The sequence below is a fragment of the Myxococcus sp. CA040A genome, assembly GCF_013336725.1.
GTDB lineage: Bacteria > Myxococcota > Myxococcia > Myxococcales > Myxococcaceae > Myxococcus > Myxococcus llanfairpwllgwyngyllgogerychwyrndrobwllllantysiliogogogochensis.
The window spans coordinates 1-1954 of record NZ_JABUMR010000035.1; the positions used below are offsets into that span (position 1 = coordinate 1).

At 67.1% G+C, this 1954-nt stretch carries 1 protein-coding gene; it reads right to left on the reverse strand.

Annotated elements, in window-relative coordinates; genetic code table 11:
* Window positions 1–1954 (reverse strand): condensation domain-containing protein (locus tag HUA75_RS45970; protein WP_174490126.1); only part of this gene is annotated, 1954 nt, incomplete at both ends.

The following is a 1954-nucleotide window of genomic DNA, read 5'->3' on the forward strand; positions in this document are numbered from 1 at the left end:
GCGCTCCATGCACAGCCCCACCCTGTCTCCCGCACCCACCCCCGCCCCGCCCAGGTGCCACGCCAGTTGATTCGCTCGCTTCTCCAACTGCGCGTACGTCAGCTCCTCCCCTTCGAACACCACCGCCACCGCCTCCGGCGTCCTCCCCGCCTGCGCCTCCACCAACTCGTGCGCGCAGACCTCCCAGCGTGGGCCCGTGGCTGAAGGGTTCCACGCCTCCAACACGAGGCGTCGATCCGCTTCCGAGACGAGCGGCAATTCGGACAAGCGGTGGAGCGGGTTGGCGACCGCGCCCTCGAGGAGCCGTTGCAGGTGCGCCACCAGTCGCTCCGCGGACGCGGGCTCGTAGAGGTCGGTGCGGTACTCCAACGTTCCGGTCAGACCGGTGGGCGTCTCGCGCAACATCAACGTGAAGTCGAACTTCGCGGTGCCACTGTCGACGTCCACGGACTCGAAGGAGAGTCCCGGAGTGGCCAGCTCCATGGGCGGGGTGTTGAGCAACACCATCGCCACCTGGAAGAACGGCGTGTGCCCCGGCTGCCGTTCGGGCTGGAGCACTTCCACCAGCTTCTCGAAGGGCACATCCTGGTGCGAGTACGCCCCCAGCGTCGTCTCACGCACGCGCCCCAGCAGCTCGCGGAACGTCGGGTCTCCCTTCAGCTTCGTGCGCAGCACCAGCGTGTTCACGAAGAAGCCGATGAGCTCTTCGGTCTCCATCTGCTGGCGACCCGCGATGGGTGCCCCCACGCAGATGTCTTCCTGTCCCGAGTACCGCGACAGCAACGCCTGAAGTCCCGCGAGAAGCCCCATGAACAGCGTGGCGCCCTCGCGCTGGCACAGGCTCACCAGGGCCCGGGTGAGCTCCCGTGAGAACTCCACCTTGATCACCGCGCCTGGATTGCGAGCATCCAGGGCACGAGGATGATCGGTGGGAAGCTCCAGCAATGACGGTGCGCCCTCGAGCTGTTGCTTCCACCAGGAGAGCTGTCGCTCCAGGACATCGCCCTGGAGCCACTCTCGCTGCTGGACGGCGTAGTCCACGTACTGAAGGCCCAGCTCCGACAGCGGGGAGTGTCGCCCCACGCTGTACGCCTCGTAGAGCGTGACGACCTCTCGGATGAGCACGGCGATGGACCAGGCGTCCGCGATGATGTGGTGCATCGTCACGAGCAAAAGGTGCTCGTTGACGTCCAGCCGCACCAGCCCCGTGCGCAGCAGGGGGCCGCGCGTCAAGTCGAACGGCCGTCGGGCCTCGGCCCAGACCAGCCGCAGCGCCTCTGCTTCCTTCTCGGACTCCGGCAGTGACGCCAGGTCTTGAAGCGGCAACCGCATCCGCAGGGGCTCGCCTCGCGAGATGACCTGGACCGGCTTGCCCTCACGGGACTGGAAGACGGTGCGCAAGGACTGGTGGCGTCGCACCAGTTCGGTGAAGGCCCGCTCGAGCGCCTGCACATCCAGCGCGCCCTTCAACCGGAGCGCGGCGGGGATGTTGTAGAGGGGACTGCCGGGCCTGTACTGGTCCAGGAACCAAAGCCGCTGCTGGGCAAAAGAGAGCATCTCTTCCTCCGTGTCTCCCTGCTCGTTGGAACTACGGAACCGCGCACGCGCTCGCGCGAGCATCGACTGCGGAGCGTTGCCAGGCTTGAGCCGGACATCCGCCTCGATGCGCTTCGCGAGCGCCGCGACAGATGGCGCTTCAAAAAGAGTCCTCAAGGGAACCTCGGCCTTGAGCAAGGCGCGGATGCGCGCCACCAACTGGGTTGCCAACAATGAGTGGCCACCGATGCTGAAGAAACTGTCGGTGACGCTGACGCGCGGCAGCTTCAACACCGCCGCGAAGGCCTCCGCCAACTGCACCTCCAGCGCGTCCCTCGGTGCCACGAAGGGCGCCGCGCCCCGCAGGCTCTCCACGTCCGGCGCCGGCAGCTTGCTTCTCGCCAGCTTCCCGCTCGGC